At 69.4% G+C, this 1836-nt stretch carries 1 protein-coding gene; it reads right to left on the minus strand.

The genetic code is table 11. The features are described 5' to 3' along the window. Positions 1-103 precede the first annotated feature (103 nt). Entirely contained in the window at positions 104-1654 is a 1551-nt protein-coding gene (locus tag AB0I53_RS35275) for an acyl-CoA synthetase (RefSeq protein ID WP_358612884.1), read from the minus strand. Positions 1655-1836: the final 182 nt, after the last annotated feature.

Genomic DNA, 1836 nt, shown 5'->3' on the forward strand with positions numbered 1-1836 from the left:
TTGTTCTCCCAAAAAAAACACACCCCCCCCCGCCCGGGGGGCGCCCGGGGGGGTTTTTGTTTTGGGGTGCCCCACCCCCCAACAAAAGACTCACGGCCCCGCGTCAGATCGCGCGGTCGTGGTCGGCCCAGTAGGGCTCGCGGAGCTTTCGCTTGTAGAGCTTTCCGTTGGGGTCGCGGGGAAGTTCGGCGACGAAGTCGATGCTTCGCGGGATCTTGAACTTCGCCAGCCGTTCGCGGGCGAAGGCGATGAGGTCGGCCGCCAGCTCCTCCCCCGGCTCGGCTCCGCCGGCGGGCTGCACGACGGCCTTGACCTCCTCACCCCAGTCCGCGTGCGGCACGCCGAACACCGCCACGTCCGCGACCTGCGGGTGCACCGACAGGGCGTTCTCGATCTCCGCCGGGTAGATGTTCACCCCACCGGAGATGATCATGTCGCTCTTGCGGTCGCGCAGGTACAGGTAGCCGTCCTCGTCGAGGTAGCCGACGTCGCCCATGGTGAACAGGTCGCCCACCCGCGCCTGCTTCGTCTTCTGCGCGTCCCGGTGGTACTCGAAGCTGGAGCCGCCCATCCGCATGTACACGGTGCCGATCTCGCCGGGCGGCAGCTCCGCGCCGTCGTCGCCGAGCACCTTCACCGTCGAGCCCGGCCACGCCTTGCCGACCGAACCCGGCTTGTCCAGCCACTCCGCCGCGGTGATCGACGTGCCGCCGCCCTCGGTCGCCGCGTAGTACTCCACCACCACCGGCCCCCACCACTCCAGCATCGCCCGCTTGACCTCGGGCGGGCACGGCGCGGCGCCGTGGATCGCCGCGCGCAGCGAGGAGACGTCGTGGCGCTCGCGGTCCTCCGGCGGCAGCGCCAGCAGCCGGTGGAACTGGGTCGGCACCATGTGCGTGTGCGTGACGCGGTGCAGTTCGATCAGCCGCAACATCTCCGCCGGGTCCCAGCGATCCATCAGCACCGCGGTGTGTCCGAATTGGACGGAGTGGCTGACGAAGTTGAGCACCGCGGTGTGGTAGAGCGGCGAGCCGCACAGGTGCACGTGGTCGTCGAACGGGTGCAGGCCGAAGATGCCGAAGAACCACTTCGCCGCGGCCGGAACCTCGTCCGGATCGGCCCCGGTCAGCGGGCGCCGAACGCCCTTGGGGCGACCGGTGGTTCCCGAGGTGTAAAGCATCGGCGAGCCCATCGTCCGCACCTCCGGGCGCTTCGGCGGCTCCTGCGCACCGAGCCCGGAAAGGGCCTGGAATCCCGGAATCTCGCCGACGGCGAAGCGGGCCGACGCGGGCAGCCCGCTGCGGGCGGCGGCATCCGTCGCCGCCTCGGCGAACCGCTCGTGCGCCACGAAGGCCTTCGCCCCGCTGTCCTCGATCAGGTAGGCGACTTCGGCGCCGACCAGGTGCCAGTTCACCGTCACGACGTACAGCCCGCATTGCATCGCCGCGAAGTACGCGGCGAGCAGGTCGTCGCCGTTGGGCAGCATCAGCACGATGCTGTCGCCGGCCTCGAGACCCATGTTCTGCAGGCCGCGCCCGTAGCGGTCCGCGGCGGCGGCGAGTTCGGCGTAGCCGACCGCCCTTCCGTCCGGTGCGATCACGGCCGTCCGGTTCGGTTGTTGCTCGGCGATCTTCCACAGCCCGATGTCGGACACGACGGACTCCTGTCGACGATGACGCGGGAATCGGAGTACTGAGCAGGGCAGGCCGGGGCGAGGTGTCGTGAGCGCTGAAGCCGGTTCTTACTCCCGCAGGGGGGCCGCCACCCGCACCGCCACGCAGAACGAGTTTGGAAACAGCCTCTATAGCGACCAAAAGTACTCACGGGTCCTGAGCA

It is taken from the genome of Saccharopolyspora sp. NPDC050389, assembly GCF_040655595.1.
In the GTDB taxonomy this organism is placed as follows: Bacteria; Actinomycetota; Actinomycetes; order Mycobacteriales; family Pseudonocardiaceae; genus Saccharopolyspora.